Origin of the sequence: Pseudomonas sp. HR1 (assembly GCF_030175875.1) — a bacterium.
Classification (GTDB): domain Bacteria; phylum Pseudomonadota; class Gammaproteobacteria; order Pseudomonadales; family Pseudomonadaceae; genus Chryseomonas; species Chryseomonas oryzihabitans.
The window spans coordinates 323,760-348,260 of the sequence record NZ_JASNRF010000004.1 but is presented as its reverse complement, the minus strand read 5'-3'; the positions used below and the strand labels follow the sequence as shown (position 1 = coordinate 348,260).

The 24,501-nt window shown below is 63.1% G+C and carries 24 protein-coding genes; 16 read left to right on the top strand and 8 right to left on the bottom strand.

Going from position 1 to position 24,501, the window contains the following annotated elements; translation table 11 throughout:
• Positions 1–63: 63 nt before the first annotated feature.
• Positions 64–1,314 (top strand): ribonucleotide-diphosphate reductase subunit beta, encoded by a 1,251-nt coding sequence (locus QKY98_RS16925; RefSeq protein WP_027598067.1) that lies wholly within the window; start codon positions 64–66, stop codon positions 1,312–1,314.
• 427 nt (positions 1,315–1,741) lie between these two features.
• On the opposite strand, the gene QKY98_RS16920 is transcribed toward QKY98_RS16925, so the two are convergent.
• Both QKY98_RS16920 and QKY98_RS16915 read right to left on the bottom strand, forming a co-directional pair.
• Entirely contained in the window at positions 1,742–3,592 is a 1,851-nt protein-coding gene (locus QKY98_RS16920) for an NACHT domain-containing protein (protein WP_284671292.1), read from the bottom strand.
• Between the two features lie 344 nt (positions 3,593–3,936).
• Complete coding sequence (locus QKY98_RS16915) at positions 3,937–4,839, bottom strand: hypothetical protein (protein WP_284671291.1); 903 nt, start codon at positions 4,837–4,839, stop codon at positions 3,937–3,939.
• Between the two features lie 488 nt (positions 4,840–5,327).
• Here QKY98_RS16915 and QKY98_RS16910 point away from each other — a divergent pair, with 488 nt between their 5' ends.
• From QKY98_RS16910 to QKY98_RS16895, 4 genes are all read left to right on the top strand, one after another.
• Positions 5,328–5,543, top strand: a complete 216-nt coding sequence (locus tag QKY98_RS16910) for a hypothetical protein (RefSeq protein ID WP_284671290.1) — start codon at positions 5,328–5,330, stop codon at positions 5,541–5,543.
• A 191-nt stretch (positions 5,544–5,734) separates the two neighbouring features.
• Complete coding sequence (locus QKY98_RS16905) at positions 5,735–6,868, top strand: GGDEF domain-containing protein (RefSeq protein ID WP_284671289.1); 1,134 nt, start codon at positions 5,735–5,737, stop codon at positions 6,866–6,868.
• Between the two features lie 48 nt (positions 6,869–6,916).
• A complete protein-coding gene (locus QKY98_RS16900) occupies positions 6,917–7,372 on the top strand; it encodes a GNAT family N-acetyltransferase (RefSeq protein ID WP_284671288.1) in 456 nt (151 codons plus the stop codon).
• Between the two features lie 435 nt (positions 7,373–7,807).
• The gene (locus QKY98_RS16895; protein WP_284671287.1) at positions 7,808–8,338 is read left to right on the top strand and encodes an REP-associated tyrosine transposase; all 531 of its coding nucleotides are present in this window, start codon (positions 7,808–7,810) and stop codon (positions 8,336–8,338) included.
• Between the two features lie 205 nt (positions 8,339–8,543).
• Here QKY98_RS16895 and QKY98_RS16890 read toward each other — a convergent pair whose 3' ends face one another.
• Positions 8,544–9,419 carry a LysR family transcriptional regulator gene (locus QKY98_RS16890; protein WP_108582347.1) on the bottom strand — a complete coding sequence of 292 codons (876 nt, stop codon included), beginning with the start codon at positions 9,417–9,419 and terminating at the stop codon, positions 8,544–8,546.
• A gap of 176 nt (positions 9,420–9,595) precedes the next feature.
• On the opposite strand from QKY98_RS16890, the gene QKY98_RS16885 reads away from it, so the two are divergent.
• Positions 9,596–10,354, top strand: a complete 759-nt coding sequence (locus QKY98_RS16885) for an SDR family NAD(P)-dependent oxidoreductase (protein ID WP_027601615.1) — start codon at positions 9,596–9,598, stop codon at positions 10,352–10,354.
• On the opposite strand, the gene QKY98_RS16880 is transcribed toward QKY98_RS16885, so the two are convergent.
• The gene (locus QKY98_RS16880; RefSeq protein WP_284671286.1) at positions 10,351–11,094 is read right to left on the bottom strand and encodes a class I SAM-dependent DNA methyltransferase; all 744 of its coding nucleotides are present in this window, start codon (positions 11,092–11,094) and stop codon (positions 10,351–10,353) included. The genes QKY98_RS16885 and QKY98_RS16880 overlap by 4 nt on opposite strands.
• Positions 11,095–11,191: 97 nt before the next feature.
• Here QKY98_RS16880 and QKY98_RS16875 point away from each other — a divergent pair, with 97 nt between their 5' ends.
• Positions 11,192–11,659, top strand: coding sequence for an RNA methyltransferase (locus tag QKY98_RS16875; protein ID WP_007160503.1), 468 nt, complete (start codon positions 11,192–11,194; stop codon positions 11,657–11,659).
• On the opposite strand, the gene QKY98_RS16870 is transcribed toward QKY98_RS16875, so the two are convergent.
• The gene (locus tag QKY98_RS16870; RefSeq protein ID WP_284671285.1) at positions 11,656–12,486 is read right to left on the bottom strand and encodes an IclR family transcriptional regulator; all 831 of its coding nucleotides are present in this window, start codon (positions 12,484–12,486) and stop codon (positions 11,656–11,658) included. The genes QKY98_RS16875 and QKY98_RS16870 overlap by 4 nt on opposite strands.
• Before the next feature lie 238 nt (positions 12,487–12,724).
• Between QKY98_RS16870 and QKY98_RS16865 the strand changes: the two genes are divergently transcribed.
• The 8 genes from QKY98_RS16865 to QKY98_RS16830 all read left to right on the top strand — a co-directional run bounded on the left by QKY98_RS16865 (position 12,725) and on the right by QKY98_RS16830 (position 19,674).
• Positions 12,725–13,744, top strand: coding sequence for an ABC transporter ATP-binding protein (locus QKY98_RS16865; RefSeq protein ID WP_027598973.1), 1,020 nt, complete (start codon positions 12,725–12,727; stop codon positions 13,742–13,744).
• Complete coding sequence (locus tag QKY98_RS16860) at positions 13,741–14,607, top strand: ABC transporter permease (RefSeq protein ID WP_027598974.1); 867 nt, start codon at positions 13,741–13,743, stop codon at positions 14,605–14,607. The genes QKY98_RS16865 and QKY98_RS16860 overlap by 4 nt, the downstream gene beginning before the upstream one ends.
• A 4-nt stretch (positions 14,608–14,611) precedes the next feature.
• The gene (locus tag QKY98_RS16855; protein WP_027598975.1) at positions 14,612–15,406 is read left to right on the top strand and encodes an ABC transporter permease; all 795 of its coding nucleotides are present in this window, start codon (positions 14,612–14,614) and stop codon (positions 15,404–15,406) included.
• A gap of 17 nt (positions 15,407–15,423) precedes the next feature.
• A complete protein-coding gene (locus tag QKY98_RS16850) occupies positions 15,424–15,714 on the top strand; it encodes a (2Fe-2S)-binding protein (protein ID WP_007160508.1) in 291 nt (96 codons plus the stop codon).
• Positions 15,711–17,072, top strand: a complete 1,362-nt coding sequence (locus QKY98_RS16845) for an FAD/NAD(P)-dependent oxidoreductase (protein ID WP_284671284.1) — start codon at positions 15,711–15,713, stop codon at positions 17,070–17,072. The genes QKY98_RS16850 and QKY98_RS16845 overlap by 4 nt, the downstream gene beginning before the upstream one ends.
• Positions 17,069–18,205, top strand: coding sequence for an NAD(P)/FAD-dependent oxidoreductase (locus QKY98_RS16840; protein ID WP_027598978.1), 1,137 nt, complete (start codon positions 17,069–17,071; stop codon positions 18,203–18,205). Before QKY98_RS16845 ends, QKY98_RS16840 begins: the two co-directional genes overlap by 4 nt.
• Positions 18,196–19,224, top strand: coding sequence for an ABC transporter substrate-binding protein (locus QKY98_RS16835; RefSeq protein WP_074584654.1), 1,029 nt, complete (start codon positions 18,196–18,198; stop codon positions 19,222–19,224). The genes QKY98_RS16840 and QKY98_RS16835 overlap by 10 nt, the downstream gene beginning before the upstream one ends.
• Positions 19,225–19,326: 102 nt before the next feature.
• Entirely contained in the window at positions 19,327–19,674 is a 348-nt protein-coding gene (locus tag QKY98_RS16830; protein ID WP_284671283.1) for a cupin domain-containing protein, read from the top strand.
• A 38-nt stretch (positions 19,675–19,712) separates the two neighbouring features.
• Here the strand turns inward: QKY98_RS16830 and QKY98_RS16825 are convergent, their stop codons facing one another.
• The 3 genes from QKY98_RS16825 to QKY98_RS16815 are packed head-to-tail and all read right to left on the bottom strand — an operon-like array spanning position 19,713 to position 23,275.
• Positions 19,713–20,732 carry a histone deacetylase family protein gene (locus tag QKY98_RS16825; RefSeq protein WP_284671282.1) on the bottom strand — a complete coding sequence of 340 codons (1,020 nt, stop codon included), beginning with the start codon at positions 20,730–20,732 and terminating at the stop codon, positions 19,713–19,715.
• 1 nt (position 20,733) lies between these two features.
• Entirely contained in the window at positions 20,734–21,963 is a 1,230-nt protein-coding gene (locus QKY98_RS16820) for a Zn-dependent hydrolase (protein WP_197851439.1), read from the bottom strand.
• Between the two features lie 16 nt (positions 21,964–21,979).
• The gene (locus tag QKY98_RS16815) at positions 21,980–23,275 is read right to left on the bottom strand and encodes an MFS transporter (RefSeq protein ID WP_007160515.1); all 1,296 of its coding nucleotides are present in this window, start codon (positions 23,273–23,275) and stop codon (positions 21,980–21,982) included.
• Between the two features lie 239 nt (positions 23,276–23,514).
• Here QKY98_RS16815 and QKY98_RS16810 point away from each other — a divergent pair, with 239 nt between their 5' ends.
• A complete protein-coding gene (locus QKY98_RS16810) occupies positions 23,515–24,501 on the top strand; it encodes a LysR family transcriptional regulator (protein WP_051119454.1) in 987 nt (328 codons plus the stop codon).

Genomic DNA, 24,501 nt, shown 5'->3' with positions numbered 1-24,501 from the left:
TTGGGGGTGGGGTGTGGCCCCCGCCGCCCCGCCCCCACCACACCGCCACCCAGGAGACACCCCATGCTGAACTGGGAAGAATTCGACAAAGACGACGACACCGCCACCGCCAAGCCCGCCCAGGCCGCCGGCCAGCAGGCGCCCGCCCAGACCGAGCGCCTGGATTCCGAGGGCGACGCCCTGGTCCACGACGCCCGCGCCCTGTCCGCCGACGACTCCGACGCCGTGGCCCGCGCCAAGGCCGCGCTGAACGAGCTGGACATCCAGGAAGGCCTGGACGACCTGGAAGGCTCCTCCGCCCGCGTGCACGTCGGCGACAAGCAGATGATCAACGCCCGCGCCGACCTCAACCAGCTCGTGCCCTTCAAGTACGACTGGGCCTGGCAGAAGTATCTGGATGGTTGCGCCAACCACTGGATGCCCCAGGAAGTGAACATGAACGCCGATATCGCGACCTGGAAGAGCGCGGACGGCCTCACCGAGGACGAGCGCCGCATCGTCAAGCGCAACCTCGGCTTCTTCTCCACCGCCGACTCCCTGGTCGCCAACAACCTGGTGCTGGCCGTCTACCGCCTGATCACCAACCCCGAATGCCGACAGTACATCCTGCGCCAGGCCTTCGAAGAGGCGATCCACACCCACGCCTACCAGTACTGCATCGAGTCGCTGGGCATGGATGAAGGCGAGATCTTCAACATGTACCACGAGATCCCGAGCGTCGCGAAAAAGGCGAGCTGGGGCCTGAAGTACACTCGCTCCATCTCCGACCCCGAGTTCAAGACCGGCACCCCGGAGACCGATCGCCAGTTCCTCAAGAACCTGATCGCCTACTACTGCGTGCTGGAAGGCATCTTCTTCTACTGCGGCTTTACCCAGATCCTCTCCATGGGTCGCCGCAACAAGATGACCGGCACCGCCGAGCAGTTCCAGTACATCCTGCGTGACGAGTCCATGCACCTGAACTTCGGCATCGACATGATCAACCAGATCAAGATCGAGAACCCGCAGCTGTGGGATGCCCAGATGAAGGACGAAGCTACCCAGATGATCCTCCAGGGCACCCAGCTGGAGATCGAATACGCCCGCGACACCATGCCCCGCGGCGTGCTGGGCATGAACGCGGCGATGATGGAGGACTACCTCAAGTTCATCGCCAACCGCCGCCTGACCCAGATCGGCCTCAAGGAAGAATACCCGGGCGCCACCAATCCCTTCCCCTGGATGAGCGAGATCATGGACCTCAAGAAGGAAAAGAACTTCTTCGAGACTCGCGTGATCGAGTATCAGACCGGTGGGGCGTTGAGCTGGGATTGATATCATCCCCGTAGGTTTTCACCTGCGGCTGAAATTTTTCACGTTAACTGAAGTCCAGCACACCGCTCTCGGGTGAGTCGTTGTTCCATTCTAGGCAACGACTCACCGTCCTTTCTTTAGCACAGTAGAGCAACTGCACTATCAGAGCTCATGCCATTCCTCGTACATCCAAAGGATTTGGCGGAAACATTCAGTCCGGACTGACTGCTAACAGCCTAGAGCAGTTACTCGCTCACAACTGGATTACACCGATCAATGACGGACGGCAGCCTTCATTGGCGCTGAAACTGGAACACTTCTCTGAGTAATAATCTAGACAGGTATAGGCTGTATGAAAACTGCCTGAGCGACTAGCGACCTTGGATAACGAAAACCAAAAGCCGGTCAATTAGACACGAATAAAACCAATACATAAAAATGTGATTCTTCATTCCAGATCAAAATCTAAATATCCTTGCTTTGAAACTTGGGTAACTCTATTAGAGATATGATCAATAGCCGAATTATATTCCCTCCGATACAAAATCCCTAAAGATAGCATTAGGCTGTTCTCAATATCGACCTCGGCAACCTCGATGAAAGGTAGTATTCCCTTAAGGTCTGTTTCGTAGAGGCCCTCACCAAGACTCTTGGACTGAGAAGCAATAGCTTTAATCACACTATCCGAAGGATGCTTCATCTGCATAAAGTCACTTGCAGTTGAAAAAAGCTTATACGAAAAGGTATTTTTGACAGCCGAACTAATCTTAGCTGAAAAAATCTCTGCAACTACGGTCGCGCCACCACGTCGATCAAAGCTTTCCTCATACCGCAAGACATATTTTACACTGGTCATATATCTTTCTATAAGTTGCCGATCAACTATATAATTATCGTCTATTGAGTGCATTTCTAGCCCAAGCATTTTGCTTACCGCTGACGCCACAAAAAATGCCAGATAATCAAAGGAGTCAATTTCTCTCATGAACAGCAATGTATTCGAGAAAATGTTATAAAAACCTATTTCTTCAGCGCACTTGCGGTAAAATTCTTTTTTCTTATCCGTAGCTAGTCCAGTAGCTAGGAAAGATGCGCAATAAAACTCTTGTATTGACTTATGAATGAACTTGTACTCATCATAGCCATCCTTAATTATTAAATTAGTAATTCCGATCAACTCTGACGCTATGACGTCAGCAACGGCCGACTCCCTGCTGAAATAGCTCAACGACTCTGCCATCAAACCTGCCAGTTCTGAAAAACTGAAACTAGCTAATGATTTCCGCTGAGAAATAAAGCAAAAATAATCAAAAACATTACGATAAATACTTCTATCATCATTCCAATGGCGGACCCGAGAAACTTTACCCTTTAAATTATCGTGCTTCAAAAAAACGGTGTCGAATATATTTTTGTAAAATTGAGATAGTGACTCAGGTATTGATATCCCCAAATTATAACTTACACAGAAAAGGACTACTAAAATCGGGGACCTTAAAATGCTGTCACTCTCCTTATGAAAGTGGCTCCGCTCTAGCGCACCGCACAATTCCTCCGCCTTGCTCAGATCGCTGCATGTCTTGTGGATAATTGCTCGTATCTGCCTTGGCTTTAAGAACTCCACCCGATATATATCAACGCCAACCAGCGCATCAAGCTCAGTATCTGGGCGGGTTGTGCAAATTATATTGCAATTATACTTTCTTACGAGCTTGTCAATCTCATGAAACAAAGCAGCCTTGTGATCTGAGGGACACTCATCAAAAGCATCCAGAAAAAGCCGAACATTGCTATCATTTAAAATTTTCTTCAAACCACCTGGGCTAAATTCAACACCCTGAGCGGAAAGGTTTTTTGAAATAGCGATCTCAATCTCACCGCCTGCATAATGCTTCAATTCGTAAAAAAAAGGCAGACGACTGATTTTAGATATATTATTGGAAAGCAGCTTTCGTAAAATTGTTGACTTACCCTGCCCCGCAAGACCAACAATCAATGACGCTCGACTTGAATTATCTAGAGTAGTTCCGCTTTCAACTTCGATCCTTGAATGGCCTGAAAGATCTAACGGCACGTAAATTTCATCCACATGAACATAGCTATCTGGAGATGCGATCGTCTTAACCAGCAAATTTCCAGAACAAGATTTTAGATAGTTTTCTTTAAAGTCAGAAAATGACGAAAGCTTATACTTCAACACCAGCGAATCAAAAACATCAGATACTATTTTACTTTCAGCTATTTTTTTAGGGGTTCCCGTAGCATTCACCAAAGAAACACCTGCAGCGATTGGCTCCATGAAACCACCCTCTTTTCGGCTAAGCTATTGAAATGCGCTTATCAAGATAAATTTAGTGAGAAAGCTTTGAATATCGATTGAGCGTAAGCACGCAACTCATCATAAACAATACATAACGTCGATTATTGACTAAATATCCGCAACTTAGCGACTACCACAACCAGCAACCTAGCAACACGTTCTCTTTTTTCAACACAAGAATCGCATGATGTGGACTACACTAAAAATCAAGACCCACACGAATTATTCTGCAGTAGAAGCAGACACCTCAACTGCAATAAAATCTTCAATTTCTCCAAATGTATTCAACCTATTTAAAACACAAGAAACCTGGTGCCCATTGACTACGGGAAGCATAAATCTGCGTGTATTGTACAGATTAACCGTTGATCATTTACAGAGAAATGGGAAAGCTTATCCGGATCTTGAGGCCCAAGGAAAAACAAGAACGTTCTTTGCGAACGATTTTGTTTTTTTGCAGCCATGTTTTCCTTGCGTGCTATTTCTAACTCATTTTTAAGCCGTAATCTTGCAGTCTTGGTCCAATTCCTCCAATTCACCACAACAGTATAGGGAGTCAGCCTTTTTGCTATCCATTCCCCAGCATTGAGCAGAATGACAAACTTATCACCATCATCTTGAGGCGCTGTCCAAGACAATTCTCCATAGAAGATGCGCTGCTGATGTAGACGCTCTATTCCTACCGAGCGAAGTATTTTGAACACAGTTTGATACGTGTTTGTTTGAATCCCGCTGATTTGTAAAGCAAGATGACGGTCATAAGGAAATTCGAGGAAGGCTCTGCAGATCGGTCGAATGCTATTGGCAGCTCGCCGCCCAGCAGGCTTCTGAGCAGACTCCTTATCTGCTGAAGCTGACCTAGGACTTGTAATCGTTTTGACCTCGCCCACTTCAACTGGAACCTCACCAGTAATCACCCGTTTTTCTATGAGCCTTAAACTAGCCGGAGAGAGCCCGGGAGACGTTTCCAGCTCAGCAGCAACGCTGCGATTCTTACCCTTCGAGCGGATCTGTTCTTCACCACTTACATCACAGTTTGAAGCGTGGGCCACTTTGGCATAATAATGTGCACGCAGCAGATTTTCAGCTCGATAGGAACGCGGGAAAACTTGGATCCCGCACTCATGACCGTGACACACGTAATCGTAAGTATCAACGACTTCTTGAAGCTTTAGATCATCTGCCTCGACAATCGCTTGCAATGACTTACTAAATGCTGCGTGCACTAACCTGACCCTCACCTTCCAGACTCGTTTTCTTAAGCCTTGCCTACAAGCCCAACAGCGCCCTAAATGAGCCCTCTGTTTGATTGCTGACGCGAGGGCTCTAATGTCTCAGCCCCATGCTCGGCCTGGACCAATTCACCGCTCTTTGATTGCTTGTAGATCTTCTTATCAAGCGGTTTGCGCGATGCCTTTTCGGATACCAAAAGAGTTGTTTTATGACTGAGCGCATAGGGGCTCAAGATGTTAATCACATTACGTAGGCTAAAGCCATAGTTATTCAATAGGAAGCAGTATCCTACTCTCAAACGCTCTCTCCGCTTGAATGGCGGTATCCTCCTTCATGGCCTCAAGCTCTGCTAATTGCGTGGCAAGCTGCTGCTCAGGAAGACGAAATTCTGCAAACCGTGCTATTAGGACTGCCTCCAAGCTGGAGTCGCGACGGCTCGGCCTGCGAGGACGGGCGGGTATGCAGCGCCTGAACACTCCATATGACACCACGTAACTACCAGGCCAAGGCGATCCTGCTCGATACCTCCTATTGCGCCAAGGACCAGGCCAGGGTGCTGCCCACCGATGACCAGTGCGTACTCAAGGACGTGCAGGTGGTCTGGTCGCTGGGCGAGGCCTTCGTGCTGCGGCTGGCGGATAGCAGCATGGCGCGGTTGCCGGCATCGGCGATCCGGGCGCTGGTGAAACCCCAGTAACGGGCGGGCCACCTGCCCTAGCCAAAGCGTAGGTTTGAATTAGGTTTATCGGCCCGTCATCATGGCGCGCAATCCTCTGCCTCAAGCCCGCGCCTGCCGTGTCGATAAGACTGCGGTGCGGCTCCGCTTTGGCGGGTGCTCGTCCCAGGCAGGGAGCGCCCTTCTCGTATCCAGACAGGTCCGATTCGCCCATGGCACTCGATGCCCCCACCATGCTAACCCTCACTATCGCCCTGGCGGCTGCCGCGGCGGGCTATCTGGCCATCGAGTGGCGGTCGGTGCGCGAGTCGGCGCTGCTGTACTGGAGCACGGGTTTCGCCCTGATTTGCGTGGGTAGCACCCTGGCGCTGTTGCGCAGCCAGGGGCTGCTGCTGGTGGGCATCTGGTTCGCCAATGGGCTGCTGGTCTTCGTGCATGGCCTCTTTCTGCTCGGCGTGGCGCGCTTTACCGGGCGGCGCCTGAGCCTGGGCTGGTGGGCCATCGCTGCGATCTGGCTGGGGATATTGCTGCTGCCCAATGAGCCCTGGTGGTCCAAGGTACTGCTGGTGGTGCAGTCGCTCATGATCGGCATCCTGGCGATACGGGCGAGTCTGCTGTTGCGGCGGCGCAATGCCGGGGAACGGCAGCTGCGTGCGGTGCTGCTGATCCATGGTCTCTTCTACCTGACCAAGATGATTCCGCCGCTCACCCCCGGCACCCTGATCGATCTGGCGGTCTATCGCGGCGCCATCATCCAGATCTCCCTGGTGGAGGGGGTGATGGCGGTGATGCTGATCGCCCTGTCGATGACCGGCACGGTGCGCTATCGCCGCGAGCAGCATATCGAGCGCCTGGCCGGCAGCGATCCCCTGACCGGCCTGCATAACCGCCGCGCGCTGGAAGCCGAGGCGCCGCGACTGTTCGGCCAGGCGACACCGGCTCGACCCGGTGCCCTGCTACTGATCGATCTGGACAACTTCAAGCTGGTGAACGACCTCCATGGCCATGCGGCGGGTGACGGTCTGCTGATCGCCCTGAGCGACCTGCTGCGCACCTCCCTACCCCGCCAGGCGCTGGCCGCTCGGCTGGGAGGTGATGAATTCGTGGTGCTGCTGGGTGAAGCAGCTGATGCGGATGTCGTACGCCTGGCAGACACCTTGCGCCAGCGCTTCAACCAGCTGGCGGCGCAGCGCCTGCGGACGCCCGAGCCCGTCACCCTGAGCATCGGCGCCGTGCTGTTCGATCAACCGCCGGAAAGTCTGGCGGCCCTGCTGGAGCGCGGGGACGGTGCCCTCTACGCCGCCAAGCGCGGCGGGCGGGATGGATTGCGGATGAGCCTGGGATGAGGCCGCCCTAATGGCTTAGGCTTGGGCGATCGCCTGACCGGAGCCACCATGCCCATCGCCCTCGAATCCCCCGATCAACCCGAGGTCATCGCCCTGATCGCCGAACTGGATGCCTATCAGGACGGCCTCTATCCGCCCGAGAGTCGTCATGCCCTGGATCTGACGTCGCTCATGCAGCCGAACGTATTGTTTATGGTCGCCCGCGATGACAGCGGCACTGCCCAGGGCTGTGGGGCCATGGTGCTGCAGGACGACTATGGCGAGATCAAGCGGATGTATGTGAGCCCCAGGGGTCGCGGGCAAGGGCTGGGTGGTCGCCTGCTGGCTGAGCTGGAGCGTAAATCCATAGGCCGCGGGTGTGAACTGGCACGACTTGAAACGGGGCCTTATCAGCCGGAGGCCTTGAGGCTTTATGAGTCGGCGGGTTACCGGCGGCGTGGTCCCTTTGGGGCGTATCGGGACGATCCGTTGAGTGTGTTCATGGAGAAGCGGCTGGAGGCGTAGGGTGGACAACGCGAAGCTTGTCCACGCGGGAGCTCTGGGGTTGTGCGTTGGTGGCATGAGTGGAAAAGGCTGCGCCGTTTTCCACGCTACGGGTTTTGTAGGGCGGAGAACGCGAAGCTTGTCCATGCGGGAGCTTTGGGGCCTTGCGTTGGGGGCGTCAGTGGAAAAGGCTGCGCCGTTTTCCACGCTACGGGTTTTGTAGGGTGGACAACGCGAAGCTTGTCCACGCGGGAGCTCTGGTGCTGTGCGCTGGAGGCGTCAGTGGAAAAGGCTGCGCCGTTTTCCACGCTACGGGTTTTGTAGGGTGGACAACGCGAAGCTGGTCCACCCGGGAGCTTTGGGGCTGTGCGCTGGAGGCGTCAGTGGAAAAGGCTGCGCCGTTTTCCACGCTACGGGTGAGCTATCGTTTCTGTCTCTGCTCAAGGAAGAGCTGCCATGTCTCGATTTCGTCGTGCCCGTGTTCCGGGGGCTTCCTATTTTTTCACCGTTGTCCTGACGGATCGGCGTAGCGATCTGCTGACACGCCATATTGATCTGCTCCGCGAGACAGTGCGGACAACGCAGTTGCGCCATCCCTTTCATATCGATGCCTGGGTCACCCTCCCCGATCATCTGCATTGCATCTGGACCCTGCCGGAGGGCGATGCGAATTTCGCCTTGCGCTGGAAGGTGATCAAGTTCGGTTTCTCGAAACGCCTGCCGGCAGGTGAAGGGCGTACGGCGACGCAAAGGGCCCGGGGTGAACGCGGGATATGGCAGCGGCGGTATTGGGAGCATCTGCTAAGAGGCGAGCAGGATTACCAGCGTCATGTGGAGTACATCCACTTCAATCCGGTCAAGCATGGGCACGTTGGCGCGGTGAAGGACTGGCCCTATTCGAGTTTTCATCGAGCGGTGCGGATGGGGCTCTATCCGCAAGATTGGGGTGGAGACTTTATGGCGGAGACAGGGCGTTGGGGGGAATAGCCACGCGGGGTCACGATTTGGCGACATCAGTGGAAAAGGCTGCGCCGTTTTCCACGCTACGGGTGAACTCCGCTAATGGAGCGCCTCACGGCCACATACCTGGGATCAGACCGTCGTCAATACCGTAGAGTGGACAACGCGAAGCTTGTCCACGCGGGGTCACGACTTGGCGGCATCAGTGGAAAAGGCTGCGCCGTTTTCCACGCTACGGGGTGAACTCCGTTAACAGGAATTCCACGAAGCTTCTCACCGTCACCGAGCGCCATCTCGTCTGGGGATAGAGCGCGGTCAGGGGGCGGGTGAGTTCCTGGCCCTGGAAGAGGCGGACCAGATTGCCGGCGGCGACGTCGTCCTGCAGCAGGAAGGCCGGCTGGAGGATGACGCCGAGGCCTTGCAGGGCGGCGAGGCGCAGGGCGGGGCCGTTGCTGAGGTGCAGGCGGCCGGGTGGCAGCGGGCCGAAGGGGGTGCCGGTCTGGGCGCGCCATTGGCTCAGGGCGCGAGGGTCCATGCCGAGGCAGTCGTGGGCCTCCAGATCGGCCAGTCGCTCGGGCGTGCCGCGTTGGGCGAGATAGCCGGGCGCGGCGCAGCACCACATCACATAGGGCGCCAGGGGTCGCGCCACCAGGGAGGAATCGGCCAGTTCGCCGATGCGGATGGCGACGTCGATACCCTCCTCCACCAAGTCCTGGACCCGGTCGCTCAGCACCAGATCGAGGGTGACCTGGGGATGCCGCGCCAGATAGTCGCCCAGCCGTGGCGTGAGGCCGTAGGTGCCGAAGGACACCGGCGCCGACACGCGCAGGATGCCGGCGGGTGCCAGGCGCTGGGTTTCGGCCTGGCGGTCGGTGTCGGCGACCAGGGCGAGGATCTCGCGGCAGCGGGCGTAGTAGCCCTCGCCAAAGGCGGTCAGGCGCTGGCGCCGGGTGGTGCGCACCAGCAGTTGCAGGCCCAGGCGCTTTTCCAGGCTGCGCAGGTGATTGCCGGCCATGGTCGGCGAGATGCCCTGGGCCTGGGCCGCTGCGGCCAGGCTGCCGCGCTCCACCACGGCGACGAACACCTGCATGCTGTCGAGCAGATCCATTCCACACTCCTGCTAAGGAATCCTCGCAACGGGAGGGTGTTTATCTCATCTGGGTGGTGGTTGAGGCTAGTGGCTTGGGTGAGGTGGCGAAGTGTTGGGCTTCGCTGCACTCAGCCAAACCCGTGGAAAAGGCTGCGCCGTTTTCCACCCTACGACCCTGAAATGGAGAATCGATCATGGATCTGCAACTGCACGACCGTACCGCCCTGGTGACCGGCGCGAGCATGGGCATAGGCACGGGCATCGCCCGCGTCCTGGCGGCCGAAGGCGTTCGACTGGCGATCACCGCGCGGCGGCGGGACGCCCTGGAGGCCCTGGCCGAGGAGATCGTGGCGGCGGGTCATGCCCGGCCGCTGGTGATCGCAGCGGATATCACCGACGCCGAAGACGTCCAGCGCCTGGCGCGGGAAGCCGAGGACGGGCTGGGCCGGGTGGATATCCTGGTCAATAACGCCGGCGGTACACGACCGCTTTCGATAACGGCGGACGATGCGGCCTGGGACGAAGCCTGGAATCTCAACTTCACCGCCACCCGCCGCCTGACCCAGGCGCTGCTGGGCGGGATGCGCGAAAGACGCTGGGGACGCATCGTCAATTTCAGCGGCAGCATGGAGCCGCGGGACGTGAACGGCGCCGGGGCGGCCAAGGCGGCGATCCAGTTCTGGTCCAAGGGGCTGGCGAGTCAGCTGGCGGCCGAGGGCATCACGGTCAACACCATCGCCCCGGGGCGGATCAATTCCGAGCAGATCCTGCAGCGGCTGCACCCGACGCCCGAGGCGCGCCAGGCCTTTATCGCCCGGCACATTCCCATCGGCTATTTCGGCGAGCCGGAAGACGTGGGCCAGGTGGTGGCCTTTCTCGCCTCACCGCTGGCGCGCTACCTCACCGGTGATGTGATCGCGGTGGATGGCGGGATGCATGCCCATGCCCATTAGCGCCTGACGCAGACGAACAGCGCATTGCCCGCCTCGCCGGCCCAGGGTTCGATGCGCTGGTAGTCGTGCTCCAGCACCTGGACCTCGAAGTATGGCTCCAGCAGGGCCAGCAGTTCGGGGAAGTCCACCGCCACCATGGGGTGTTCGTCCTGCCAGGTCTGCTGCTGGCCGGCGTGACGGCGTTCGATGCGCAGACGGAGTTGCTGGTGCTCGCCCTCGCCCGGGTAGTGCCAGGCGGAGGCGAAGCTGAAGTGGCCGTCGGCCCGCGCGACGCTGTGGCCGACGCTGGAGCCATTGTCGATGCGGCGCTTGTCGACGGTGTTGAAGCAGAACAGGCCGCCGGGGGTCAGGGCCGCCTGGACCCGCGCCAGGCACGCCTGGAGCCGTGCGAGGCTGCCGCTGTAATGCAGGGAGTAGAGAAAGCAGGTGATCAGGTCGACCGGCTGCTCCAGCTCGAAGGCGCACATGTCCTGGCAGGAGAACTGGGCCTCGGGGCAGCGCAGCGCGGCCTGGGCCAGCATCGGCGGATTGAGGTCCAGGCCGCTGCTCTGGAAGCCGGCATCGAGAAAATGCCGCACATGGGGACCGGTGCCGCAGGCGAGGTCCAGGTGACGGCTGCCGCCGTTGCCGAACAGCCGCTGCAGGCGCAGCACCGCCTGGCTCTGGGCCTGGTAGTCGATGTCGGCGCAGAGCAGGTCGTAGTAGGCCGACAGGTCGGTGTAGAGGGCGGTGGCGGACATCGCAGGGGCTCGGGGCTGAAGATGCGGGCGCGCATCTTAGTCGGTTTTCGCGATGATGGACGCCTTATACTGGCGGTTTTCCCGAGAGTCCCCTGACGTGAGCAACAAGAGATACGCCTGCATCGGCCTGAGCAACCCCAAGTCGCCGTCCAACGTCGGGTCCATCATGAGGGCGGCGGGCTGCTACGGGGTGGCCTCGGTGTTCTATACCGGCACCCGCTACGACCGCGCCAAGGACTTCGTCACCGACACCAAGAAGGTCCACCAGGACATCCCGCTGATCAACATCGACGACCTGCGCCGCATCCTGCCGCTGGGTTGCGTGCCGGTGGCGGTGGAGCTGGTGGACGGCGCCCGGCCGCTGCCCGAGTACACCCATCCCGATCGCGCCCTCTACCTGTTCGGCGCCGAGGACGGCTCCCTGAGCCAGGAGCTGCGCGACTGGTGCGAGGACGTGGTGTACATCCCTACCCAGGGCTGCATGAATCTGGCGGCCACGGTCAACGTGGTGCTCTATGACCGCCTGGCGAAGGGCAACAACACCCGCTCCGGTCCGCTGTTTTAGCCAAACCCCTGGGTCGGCCGGCGCAAGACCGGATCGAAGGGGTTGATGCGCGCGGCGATCACCCCGGCTTCTCGGCGGAGCAACTCGATCACCGTGGGCAGGCGCTGGGCGTTGAGGCGCTCGCTCAGGGTACCCACGCTCAGGGCCGCCACCGCCCGGCCGTTGCGGTCGAGGATGGGCACGGCGAGGCCCGCCATGCCGGCCAGCACCCCGGTGTTGCGCGCGGCGTAGCCTTGCTGGCGGACGTTGTCGATCTCGGCGCGCAGCAGCACCTCGTCGTAATGATGGGCGTCGCGCAGCCGCGGCAGGTTGTAGCGGATCACCTCTTCGCGCTCGTCCTCGGGCAGGAAGGCGAGGATCGCCAGGGCGCCCTGGCCGCCGCCCAGGGGCACGCGACCGCCGATGTCGCCGGTGAAGGTGCGGATCGGATAGGGCCCTTCGCTACGATCCAGGCACATGGCGTCGAAGCCGCTGCGCGCCAGCAGGAACAGCGAATCGCCGAGGGACGCCGACAGCCGCAGCAGACTCGGCCGCGCCAGGTCGCGCAGGTTGCCGACCTGGCCGGCCCGGGCCGCCAGGGCAAAGAAGTCCAGGCTCAGGCGGTATCTCTTGCTGCGGGCGCACTGCTCGACCATGCCCTCCTCCACCAGGCCGCGCAGCAGCCGGTGGGTGGTGGGTTGCGACAGGCCCACGCGCTCGGCCAGGCGGGTGACCTTTTCCCCTTCGGGATCGCCCTCGCCCAAGGCGCGCACCACGGCGAACACCCGGCTGATGGCGCCGACGCCTACCTCACCGCCAACCGCCTTTCTTTCAATGGAATCTTCCATCTACAGCACTCCAAAATATTTCACTGAATGAATAAATCCGAAAAAAGAGTTCATTCAGTGAAAAACCCGCTTGTCCTGCATCCTAGGTCGCCCTTACCTTCAGGTCCATAGGGCGATACTCACAATCACCGGACGCCGCCATTCGAGCGAGCGCCAACGTCCAGATCCAGGCTGTCTTTCGCCCTGCCAAAACCTTGCCCACCGTCCCCGTGGGCGCGACCGGAGGAGCATTGCGGCCATGGCTTTCCTGACTCTCGACAATCTCAGCAAGCGCTACGGCGACAGCTATGCGGTGGCGGGCTCGACCCTGGCCATCGAGCGCGGCGAATTCGTCTCCCTGCTCGGCCCCTCCGGCTGCGGCAAGACCACCACCCTGCAGATGATCGCCGGCTTCGTCGAGGTCAGCAGCGGGCGCATCCTGCTCGACGGCCAGGACATCACCCACGCCAAGCCGGCCAGTCGCGGCCTCGGGGTGGTCTTTCAGAGCTATGCACTGTTTCCGCACATGACGGTGCGCGACAACGTCGCCTTCGGCCTGCGCATGCGCAAGGTGGCTGGCGCCGAACTCGCCCGCCGCGTCGACGAGGCCCTGGGCCTGGTGCACCTGGGCCAGCATGCCGAGCGCTATCCGCGTGAACTCTCCGGTGGCCAGCGCCAGCGGGTGGCCCTGGCGCGAGCGCTGGTGATAGCCCCGCCGGTGCTGCTGCTGGACGAACCGCTGTCCAACCTGGACGCCCATCTGCGCGAAGAGATGCAGTTCGAGATCCGCCGCATCCAGCGCGAGGTCGGCATCACCACCCTGATGGTGACCCACGACCAGTCCGAGGCGCTGTCCATCAGCGACCGGGTGGTGGTGATGGAGGCCGGGCGCATCACCCAGGTGGACGCGCCCTATCGGCTCTACGAGCATCCGCGCAACAGGTTCATCTCCGACTTCGTCGGCAAGGCCAACCTGCTGCCGGGCAGCCTGGATGCCCAGGGCCGGCCGCAGATCGCCGCCGGTGGCGCTCTGGCGATCTCGCTGCGGCCGGAAAAGATCGAGCTGCGCCCCGCCGGCGAGGGTCGCCTGCAAGGACGGGTGCTGACCCGCTTCTTCCTTGGCAGCCAGTGGCTGTATCGCCTGGAGACGGCGCTGGGCGAGGTGTCGGTGCTGCGCAGCAACGACGGACTGCCGCCGCTGGACGAGGGCCAGCGCGTCGGCCTGCACTGGGACGACGGTCTGCTGCGCCGCCTGGAAGCCGCGGAGGCCGCGGCATGAGCACCCTGCTGCGCGGCACCGGTCGCGCCTATCTGCTCAGCGCCCCGGCCCTGGTGCTGTTTGCCGGACTGCTGCTGGCGCCCCTGGCGCTAACCCTGGCGCTGTCCTTCAACGTCTTCGACTACGAGACCGGGATCAAGGAAGGCAGCTACACCCTGGCGCACTACCTGAGCCTGCTGGGCGATCCCTATTTCTACGAGATCTTCCTGCGCACCTTCTGGATCAGCGCCCTGGTCACCCTGCTCTGCGTGCTGATCGGGGTGCCGGAGGCCATCGTCCTCAGTCGCATGGGCGCGCCCTGGCGCTCGATCTTCCTGATCCTGGTGCTGACGCCGCTGCTGATCTCGGTGGTGGTGCGCGCCTTCGGCTGGAGCCTGCTGCTGGGCGCCGACGGCCTGGTCAACCAGGCCATCGTGGCCCTGGGCGGACGCCCGCTGAAGCTGCTCTACACCCCCTTCGCGGTAGTCGTCGGCCTGGTCCACGTGATGCTGCCCTTCATGATCATCCCGGTGTGGACCTCGCTGCAGAAACTCGATCCTGCCGCCGAACAGGCCGCGCTGTCCCTGGGCGCCAGTCACCTGACGGTGCTGCGCCGCATCGTGCTGCCCCAGGTGATGCCCGGGGTGCTCTCCGGAACCCTGATCGTCTTCGGCCTGGCCGCCAGCTCCTTCGCCATCCCCGGCCTGCTCGGCGGACGCCGGCTGAAGATGGTCGCCACCCTGATCTACGACCAGTACCTGGCCGAACTCAACTGGCCGATGGGCGCCACCCTGGCGGTGGCCCTGCTGCTGCTCAACCTGCTGGTGATGCTGGGCTGGAATCGCCTGGTGGAACGCCGCTACAAACGTGCCCTGGGAGTCTGACCTCATGACCCGCAACGGCCCGCTCGGGCTCGCCTTCCATACCCTGGTGATGGTCTTCATGCTGGCGCCGCTGGTGGTGGTCTGCCTGGTGGCCTTCACCCCGGAGAACACTCTCAGCCTGCCCACCGCCGGCTTCTCGCTGCGCTGGTTCGCCGCCGTCTTCGAGCGAGCGGACTTCCTCACCGCCTTCTACAACAGCCTGCAGCTGGCGGCGCTGTCGGCCACCCTGGCGACGCTGATCGCGGTGCCGGCGGGGCTGGCCATCACCCGCTACCGTTTTCCCGGCCAGGGCTTTCTCAACGGCCTGTTCCTCTCGCCGATCATCATCCCGCACCTGGTGCTGGGCGTGGCCATGCTGCGGCTGTTCGCCCTGCTGGGGGTGAACGGCAGCTTCAGCTGGCTAGTGCTGGCCCACGTGGTGGTGATCACCCCCTATGTGCTGCGCCTGGTGATCGCCGCCGCCATCGGCATCGACCGCAGCGCCGAGCAGGCCGCCGAGAGCCTGGGCGCCAGTCGCACCACGCTGTTCTGCCGCATCACCCTGCCGATGATCCTGCCCGGGGTGGCCGGCGGCTGGCTGCTGGCCTTCATCAACAGTTTCGACGAGGTGACCCTGTCGATCTTCGTCACCTCCCCGGCGACCCAGACCCTGCCGGTGCGGATGTACGTCTACGCCACCGAATCCATCGACCCGATGATGGCGGCGGTGTCGGCCCTGGTGATCGCCCTCACCGCGGCCACCATGATCCTGCTCGACCGCATCTATGGCCTGGATCGCGTGCTGGTGGGCAAACAATGAACAGCCGAGATCCCTCCATGGCACTGCTCAAGCGGGTGGCCGAACGCGACCGCCCGACCCTGGCCTTCACCCTCGACGGCCAGCCGGCCGAGGGCCTGCAGGGCGACACCCTGCTCACCGCCATCCTGACCCAGAGCGATCACCTGCGCGGCAGCGATTTCGGCGGCGAACCCCGCGCCGGTTTCTGCCTGATGGGCGCCTGCCAGGATTGCTGGGTGCGCCTGGCCGACGGCCGCCGGGTGCGCGCCTGCGCCACCTTTCTCGAAGCGGGCCAGCAGGTCAGCCGCGATCCGGGGCGGCCGCTGTGAGCGCCGTCGTGGTGGTGGGCGCCGGACCGGCGGGCATTCGCGCAGCCCAGACGCTGGTCGCCCATGGCCTTGCGCCGGTGCTGCTGGACGAAAGCGCGCGCGGCGGCGGCCAGATCTATCGCCAGCAACCGGGCAATTTCCGGCGGCCGAGCAAGGCGCTGTACGGCTTCGAAGCCGGCAAGGCCCAGGCGCTGCACGGCGCGCTGGAAGCCGTGCAGGCACAGCTGGACTATCGACCCGACACCCTGGTGTGGAATGCCGAAGCGCGCGCCCTGGATACCCTGAGCCAGGGCCGCTATGTCGATCGCCTGGCCTTCGACCAGGTGATCGTCGCCACCGGCGCCACCGACCGCATCCTGCCGGTGCCGGGCTGGACGCTGCCCGGCGTCTACAGCCTGGGGGCCTCCCAGGTGGCGCTCAAGTTCCAGGGCTGCGCCATCGGCAGCCGCCCGGTGCTGGCCGGTACCGGCCCGCTGCTCTATCTGGTCGCCTATCAATACGCCAAGGCCGGGGCCAAGCCGCTGGCGGTGCTGGACAGCGCGCCCTTCCGCGACCAGGCCGCGGCCACCCCGGCCCTGCTCGGTCAACCGGCCACCTTCGCCAAGGGCCTCTATTACCGCAGCTGGCTGGCGCTGCACGGCGTACCCGTGCATCAGGGGGCCGAACTCCTCGCCGTCGAAGGCGAACGCCGGGTGGCTGCCGTGCGCTGGCGCGCCGCTGATGGCGAGGCGCACCGGCTGGAATGCGACGCCCTGGGCTTTGGCCAGACGCTGCGCAGCGAAACCCAGCTGGCCGACCTGCTGGGCTGCGACTTCGCCTGGAGTGACCTCAATCGCGCCTGGTTGCCGGTGCGGGATCCGGGTGGACGCAGCAGTCAGACCGGGGTCTACCTGGCCGGCGACGGCGCCGGTATCCAGGGCGCCGATGCCGCCGAACTGGCGGGCGAACTGGCGGCCCTGAGTCTGCTGGACGATCGCGGCGTGCCGGTGGACAGAACGCGCATCCAGACCCTGCAAGCACGCCTGGCGCGCTTCGAGGTGTTTCGTCAGGGCCTGGAGCGGGCCTTTCCCTTCCCCGCGGACTGGGCGGCCAAGGCGCCGGACGAAGTCACGGTCTGTCGCTGCGAACAGGTCAGCGCCGGCGAGATCCGCGCCGCCGTGGCCCAAGGCCATTGGGAGATCAACAGGGTCAAGGCCACCTGCCGGGTAGGCATGGGCCGCTGCCAAGGGCGCATCTGCGGCGCCGCCGCGGCCGAGCTGATCGCCTGCGCCAGTGGTCGCCCGCTGGACCAGATCGGCCGGTTGCGCGCCCAGGCGCCGATCAAGCCGCTGCCCTTTGGCGTGGAGCTGGCGCCATGAGCCGGCTGGACGTGGATGTCCTGATCATCGGCGGTGGCATCGTCGGCAGCAGCGCGGCGCTGTTCCTGGCCCAGGGCGGCCAGCGCGTCGCCCTGCTGGAACGCAACTTCTGCGGCGCCCAGGCCAGTGGCGTCAACTACGGCGGGGTACGCCGCCAGGGCCGCCCGCTGGTGCAGTTGCCGCTGTCCAGTCGCGCCCATCAGATCTGGGGCGGTCTGCGGGACCTGCTGGGTACCGATGGCGAATACCTCAGATCCGGCCACCTCAAACTGGCCCGTAGCGACACCGACTTCGCCTCCCTGCAGGCCTATGCCCAGGCCAGCCAGGGCTTCGACCTCGATCTGCAACTGCTCGACCGGGGCGAATTGCGCCGGCGCTTTCCCTGGGTCGGCGACATCGCCGTGGGCGCCTCCTTCTGCCCGGAGGACGGCCACGCCAATCCGCGCCTGGTCTCCCCGGCCTTCGCCCAGGCGGCTGCCCGCGCCGGCGCCCGCATCCTCGAACGGACCGCCGTGACCGCGGTCGAGCACGACGGCCAGCGCTTCCAGCTCCGCACCGACAGCGGCCTGACCCTGAGCGCGCCCTGGCTGCTCAATTGCGCGGGTGCCTGGGCGGCGGAGCTGGCCGCCCGCTTCGGCGAGCCGGTCCCTCTCACCGCGGCCCATCCGGCCATGCTGGTGACCGAACCGCTGCCGCCGTTCATGACCGCCAGCACCGGCGTAGAAGGCGGCGGCATCTATGCCCGCCAGGTGGCGCGGGGCAATTGCGTGCTGGGCGGCGGGCGCGGTTTCGCCCTCGACGCCGACCGCGCCCGCCCCGGCCAGCTGGCCATCCTCGACATCCTGAGAAACGCCGCCGAACTCTATCCGGCCCTCAGCGGTGCCCAGGCCATCCGCACCTGGAGCGGCGTCGAGGGCTATCTGCCGGATCACCAGCCGGTGCTCGGCCCCAGTCTCACCACCCCCGGCCTGCTGCACGGCTTCGGCTTTGCCGGCGCGGGCTTCCAGATCGGGCCGGCGGCTGGCGAAGCCCTGGCCGAGTGCATCCTGCAGGGCGCCCCCCGGCACAGCCTGCAGGCCTTTTCCATCGCCCGTTTCCCATCCCAGCCCAGGAGTTCCCAAACATGCGCCTGACCCCTGCCCTGCTCGTGGCCCTCGCCGGCCTGCCCCTGGCCGCCGTGGCCGAACCGACGCTCTACCTCGGCATGAATGGCGGCACCATGGAGCGCCTCTATGCCGACAGCGTGCTGCCCGCCTTCGAGAAGGCGCACAACGTCAAGGTGGTGATCGTGCCCGGCACCTCGGCGGACATCCTCGCCAAGGTCCAGGCCAGTCCGCAGAAGCCGCCGATCCATGTGATGTTTCTCGACGACGGCATCATGTACCGCGCCATCGGCATGAATCTGTGCAGTCCGCTCAAGCCCAGCGCGGCCCTGGCGCAGATCCCCGAAAAGGCCAAGATCAAGGACCAGGCAGCCGCCGTCAGCCTGGGCGTGACCGGTCTCGCCTACAACAGCCGGCTGTTCAAGGACAAGGGCTGGGCGGCGCCGACCTCCTGGGCGGACCTCGCCGATCCCAAGTACAAGGGCAAGGTGGTGTTCCAGTCGCTGTCCTCGTCCACCTTCGGGCTGCATGGTTTCCTGATGTTCAACCGGCTCAAGGGCGGCACCGAGCAGGACGTCGACCCCGGCTTCAAGGCCTGGTCCACCACCGTCGGCCCCAATGTGCTGGAGTACATACCCAGCTCGGCCAAGCTCTCGGAGATGGTGCAGACCGACGAGGCGGCGCTGTTCCCGCTCACGCCCACCCAGGTCACCGCGCTCAAGCTCAAGGGCATCCCGGTGGAATACGCCCCGCCCAAGGAAGGCGCCGTGGTGCTCAACGTCGCCGAGTGCGTGACCGCCAACAACGACCAGCCCGAGCTGGCCCAGCAACTGGCGGAATACCTGCTGACCCCCGAGGCCCAGGCGCCGGCGCTGGAACTGGGCGACCAGATCCCGTCCAACCCCAACACCCCCACCACCGACAAGACCCGCGGCCAGGTGGAAGCCATGCAGAACTACCTGAAGACCGCCGTGACCATCGACTGGGACGAAGTGAACAAGGTGCGGCCGCAGTGGAACGCCCGCTGGAATCGGCAGGTGGAGCGCTAGCCGCTCGGACAGCGCAAATGCACCGTTAGGTGTCGACCCTGGACAACCCAGCTTCGGGGCGACCCTTCACCCTTGGCGGCTTCCATCACCAGGAGAGCCGCCATGGCCAACCCGCCCATCACCGTTCTGCGCGACACCCAACCCCTGCCCGTGGTCGATGCCTGCAAATGGGAGCGTATCGAGGGCGAGCCCCATACCGTCAATCTCAATGCCTACACCTCCGATGACGGCAGCAAGATCATGGGCACCTGGATCTGCACCCCCGGCAAGTGGCGCGTCGACTACGTGAAGTGGGAGTACTGCCACTTCCAGGAGGGCTACTGCATCATCACCCCCGATGGCCAGGAGCCCCTCCACCTGAAAGCCGGCGACATCTTCGTCGTCGAACCCGGCATGAAGGGCACCTGGGAAGTGGTCGAGACGGTGCGCAAGTATTTCGTGTTCGCCTGATCAGGTGAGCCCCCGGCACTGGCGTCGGGGGCCGGCTGTCACCGACCGTCGAAACCGCGGAAGAAGCGCTCGGCGTTGTCGCTCAGGGTTTCCAGGTCGTATCCCCCTTCCTGCACGATCACCGTGGGCAGCCCCAGGGCCTTGATCCTTCCGCCCAGCAGACCGAATCCCGCCTGACTCACCGCCACCTTGGACTGCGGATCGTTTTCGTAGATGTCGAAGCCGAGGGACAGCACCAGCACGTCCGGCGCCCATTCACGTAGTGCCGTCTCGGCCTGATCCAGCCGGGCGAAGAAGTCCGCCTCGGAGGCGCCGTGGGGCATTGGCAGATTGAGGTTGCAGCCCTCGCCCCGCCCGCTGCCGCGTTCATCGGCGAAACCGGCCACCACCGGATAGAAGTTGGTCGGATCGCCATGGATCGACAGGTAGCAGACGTCATCCCGGTCGTAGAAGATTTCCTGGATGCCCTGGCCGTGGTGCATGTCGGTATCGAGGATGGCGACCCGGGCGAAGCGCGCGCGCAACTCCTGGGCCGCGATGGCGGCGCCATTCAGGTAGCAGAAGCCACCGGCCGCCTCGGCACGGGCATGGTGCCCGGGTGGACGACAGAGGGCATAGGCGGCTGGCGCGCCATCTCGTACGCAGCGCGCCGCGGCGACCGCGCTCTGGGCGGAGCCATAGACGGCGGCCCAGGTCTGGGCGCCGATCGGACAACTGCCGTCTGCCAGGTAGCGGGCGGTCTGGCCGAGGATGCCACGCAGCGGGTTGTTCTCGCGGATATAGATGTTCGACATCACCTCGTCACCCCAGTCCTCGGGTACCTGGTGCCAGTCGCGATAGGCATTCTCCAGGTAGGTCACATAGGACTCGCCGTGCACGGCATGCAGCGGCGCGCGACCGTGATCCGCCGGCTGTTCGAGGGGATAGCCCAGTCGCTCCACCGCGGCCAGCAAGGCGTCGAGGCGGGCCGGCACCTCCTGGGGGGTGCGCATCTGGCCACGGGACAGGTAGCTGCGCGGATGATGCAGGCGCTGATCGGGATGGAAAAAGGTCTTCATGTCATCTCTCCTGATGGCCCGCGCGGGCCAGCACGGCATTGAACAGGACGTCGGCGCCGCGACGGACGTCATCGAAGCTGGCCGACTCGGCCTCGTTGTGGCTCAGGCCGCCGGCACAGGGGATGAAGATCATCGCCGTGGGGCAGTGCTTGGCCAGGTGGATGGCGTCGTGACCGGCGCCGCTGATGATGTCGCGGTGGGGATAGCCCAGCGCCTGGACCGCATCGCGCACGGCGGCGACGCAGTCGGCGGCGAAGGGGGTAGCAGGACTCAGCCAGTGCCGCCGGACGTCCAGCGACAAGCCGCGCTCGGCGGCCACGGCGGCCAGGCATTCCCGCGCGGCGGCTTCCAGCGCCGCCAGGGTCTGGTCCTGGGGATGACGCAGGTCCAGGGTGAAGTGCACCTCGCCGGCGATGGTGTTGCGCGAGGAGCGCGCCACGTCCAGTTGACCCACGGTGACCAGTCCGTCGCCGAAGCGAGTTGCGAGATCCTCCAGCGCGGCCAGCATCCGGCCGACGCCGAACAGGGCATCCCGGCGCCGGGCCATGGGGGTGGTGCCGGCGTGGGCCGCGGTGCCCTGGACGCACACGTCGAGCCAGCAGATCGCCTGGCCCCCGGTCACCACCCCCACGGCCAGGCCTTCGTCTTCGAGGACCGGACCCTGTTCGATATGAGCCTCGAAATAGGCGTCGAAGGTCCGCCCCAGCGGCTGGTCGCCGGCATAGCCGGTGCGCTCCAGGCTGGTGGCCACGGAGATGCCATCCCGGTCGCAGGTCGCCAGGGCCTCGGCCAGCGGCAGTTGCCCGGTGAAAACCGCGGAGCCCAGCATGGCCGGGGTGAAGCGGGCGCCCTCCTCGTTGGTCCAGACGGCGACTTCCAGGGGGCGGTCGGTCTGGATGTCGGCATCGTTCAGACTGCGCATCACTTCGAGACCGGCCAGCACCCCATAGACGCCATCGAAGCGCCCACCCTTGGGTTGGGTGTCCAGATGACTGCCCATGACCACCGGCGCGGCCTGGTCATCACGGCCCGGACGACGGGCGAACAGGTTGCCGATGCGGTCCACCGTCAGACTGAGACCGGCGGCCGCGCACCACTGGCTGAACAGTGCCCGTCCCTGGCGATCCTCTTCGCTCAGGGCCAGCCGGCTGCTGCCGCCGGCTTCGCCAGGGCCGATCTCGGCCATGGCGGCAAGGCTCTGCCAGAGACGCTCGCCATCGATTCGATACATGGTGGATTCCTTGTGTTCAGGCGGGAGAGACATGGGCGGTCGCTTCCCGACGGCGCGCCAGAGCGGCCACGCACAGCAGCGACAGACCGGCCAGCAGGGAGTAGAAGACCGCCAATGGCCACCACTCGCCCGTGAAGCGGTGAGCCAGCAAGGTGCCGATCATGGGTGTGAGGCCACCGGCGATGGCGCCACAGATCTGGTAGGCCATGGAGATGGCGGTGTAGCGCACCCGGGTAGCGAAGACACCACTGACGAAACCGGCGATCACCGCATAGAAGGACGCCATGCAGGCCGCCGCCAGGGCGATTCCCAGCACGATCAGCGGCGCCGAGCCGGTCTTGACCAGCACGAACATCGGATAGGGCGAGGCCATGGCAAGGGCCGCGATCAACAGCAGGAAACGGGCGCTGCCCAGGCGCTCGGCGAACAATGCGGCCAGCGGCTGGACCAGAAACTGGATGAGGGCGACGAACAGCAGGCAATCGAGGATCAGCGAGCGCGACAACTCCAGCACCTGGGTGGTGTAGCTGAGCATGAAGGTGTTGGTGAAATAGACGCCGGCGATGCCCAGGGTATTGGCACCGATGCACAGCAGCAACGGACGCCAGGCGCTGCGCAGCACCTCGGCCGCCGGCGCCTTGACCGTTTCCTGGCGCTCCTTCATCTCGGCGAATTCGGGGGATTCATCCACGCCCAGGCGGATGGCCAGCCCGACCACCAGCAGCAGCGCGCTGGCCAGAAACGGCAGGCGCCAGCCCCAGCTGAGCAGGTCCTCTTCCGGCAGGCTGGTGACGCTACGAAAGGCAATGATCGACAGGATCAGGCCGGCCGGGCTCCCCCACTGGGCGAAGGAAGCGAAAAAGGTACGACGGCCCGCAGGTGCATGCTCGCCGGCCATCAGCACGGCGCCGCCCCATTCACCCCCCACGGCAATGCCCTGCACCACCCGCAACAGGATCAGCAGGATCGGCGCCCAGACGCCAGCCTGGCTATAGGTGGGCAGAATGCCGATGAGCACGGTGACCACGCCCATCATCAGCAGGGTGACGATCAGGGATTTCTTGCGGCCGATGCGGTCGCCGATATGGCCGAAGACCAGGCCACCCAGAGGTCGGGCGAAGAAGCCTACGGCGAAGGTCCCGAAGGCAGCCAGGGTGCTCAGCAAGCGGTCTTCGGAAGGAAAGAACAACTGGCCGAAGACCAGCGCGGCGGCCGTGGCGAAGATGTAGTAGTCGTACCACTCGATGGTGGTGCCCACGAAGGCAGCGGCGGCGGCGCGTCTGGGTTGGCGACGAGGAGAGGTGGACGGCATGCAGGGTGCTCCTATCGACTGCCGGAAAGAGAGGCGGCGCGGCGGATTGGAAGGCCGGACGCACGGAGAGCAATGGGCAGGGGCGATCAGGGCGACATGGACGCAGCACTCCTGGGGGTATCGTTCTTGTTGGGCAGGAGAGGAAGAAGGATCGAGGACGCTCTAGGGCGCCTTGACGTCGTTATCCCTTGGCGGGCTAAGATTAGTCAATTTTCTAATTCTTATACTTATCTATAAACATGGCTAATAATCAGGATGAACCGCTCTCCCCCGCGCCCTTGCCCGAGGGCCGGCGTTTTCTCAACGATCGGCTGGACTGGAATCTCCTGCGCACCTATCTGGTGATCGTCCAGGAAGGCAGCGTGAGTCGTGCGGCCGCACGGCTGCACCTGACTCAGCCAGCCGTGAGCCAGGCCCTCAAGCGGCTGGAGGAACAACTCGATCGCGCGCTGATCATTCGCCGTGGGCCGCGCTTCGCCCTCACCGAGGCCGGCGAAGAGGTGGCCCGGATCGCCAGCGACCTCTATGGCAACGTCTCCCGCCTTGGCGCTGCCTTGGAGCGCTCGACGGAAACCGTGGTGGGCAAGGTGCGGATGCTCACCATCAGCCGCATCCAGTCGCGCTGCTACGACGACTTCCTCGCCGACTTCCACCGTCGCTTTCCACGGGTAGAACTGGAGATCGACGTGATGCGCAGCTCGGACATCATCAGCTCCCTGCTGCAGAAGACCGCGACCCTGGGCCTCGCCCTCTGCCGTATTCCTCAGCCCAAGCTGGAGCAGCGCGTGCTGTTGCAGCAGCGCTACGCCTTCTTCTGCGGACGCCGCCACCCCTTGTTCGGGCGCAGTGGCCTGTCGCTGGCCGATCTGCAGGGCGAAAACTTCGTCAGCTTCACCAGCGACCAGATTGGCGGCAGCCTCTCGCCGCTCACCATCTTTCGCGATCAGCAGGGCTTCACCGGACGTATCGTGGCCTCCTCGCCCAGCCTCGAAGAAATCCGCCGCCTGGTCGGCGCCGGTTACGGCATCGGCTGTCTGCCCCAGCATGTGGTGGCCGACGAGGTGGCCGCCGGCGAACTCTGGCGCCTGCCGCCCAGCGAGGGCGTGGCCGATGTCGACGTGCACCTGCTCTGGCACCGCGAACAGCGCATGACCCAGGCGGAAACCGCACTGCTGGAAGGCTTCCAGCATCTGCTGGCGACCACCGAGGTCGCCGCGCGGCTCTAG